Source organism: Streptomyces alkaliphilus (assembly GCF_014141535.1).
Lineage (GTDB): Bacteria > Actinomycetota > Actinomycetes > Streptomycetales > Streptomycetaceae > Streptomyces > Streptomyces alkaliphilus.
Genome location: NZ_VKHT01001546.1, coordinates 1 through 754, shown reverse-complemented (window position 1 = coordinate 754; position 754 = coordinate 1). Strand labels below are relative to the sequence as shown.

The 754-nt window shown below is 77.6% G+C and carries 1 protein-coding gene; it reads left to right on the top strand.

The annotated features are described in order from the left end of the window. Window positions 1-754 (top strand): spermidine synthase (locus tag FNQ90_RS25590; RefSeq protein WP_182608483.1); only part of this gene is annotated, 754 nt, incomplete at both ends.

The window sequence follows — 754 nt, the reverse complement described above, 5'->3', positions numbered from 1 at the left end:
ACCCCGACCGGCCCGGTGCCCGTGAACTGCGGGTGGACGGGGCCCCGCAGTCCCACGTGGACCCCGGGGACCCGCGCCGTCTGGTCTTCCCCTACCAACGCCGGCTCGGCCACGTCATCGATCTCGCCGCCCCCGCCGGTCGCCCCCTGGACGCCGTCCACCTGGGTGGCGGCGCCCTCACCCTGCCGTGTTACCTCGCCGCCACCCGCCCCCGCTCCACGCAGCAGGTGGCCGAACCGGACGTACGGCTCACCGCTTTCGTCCGCGAGCACCTGCCCCTGCCCCGGGGCGCGCGGATCCGCGTCCGCGCCCTGGACGCCCGGGAGTTGCTGGAACGGCTCCCGGAGGACTCCGCGGACCTCGTGGTGGTCGACGTCTTCGACGGCGCCCGGACCCCCGCCCACTGCACCGGCGTGGAGTTCGTGGACGCCGTTCGTCGGGTCCTGCGCCCCACCGGGACGTTGGCCGTCAACATCACCGACGGCCCGCCACTGGCCCACCTGCGGGCCCGGACGGCGGCGGTGACCGAGCGCTTCGCCGAGGTCTGCCTGGCGGCCGAGCCCGCGGTGCTGCGCGGCCGGCGGTTCGGCAACGCGATCCTGGCGGCGTCCGACGCGCCGCTGCCCGTCGCCGAGTTGTCCCGGCGCAACGCCGCCGGGCCGACCGCCGCCCGGGTGGTGGCCGGACCGGAACTGCGGGACTTCCTGGCCGGGGCCCGCCCGCTGACCGACGCCGACGCCGCCGCCTCCCCGGC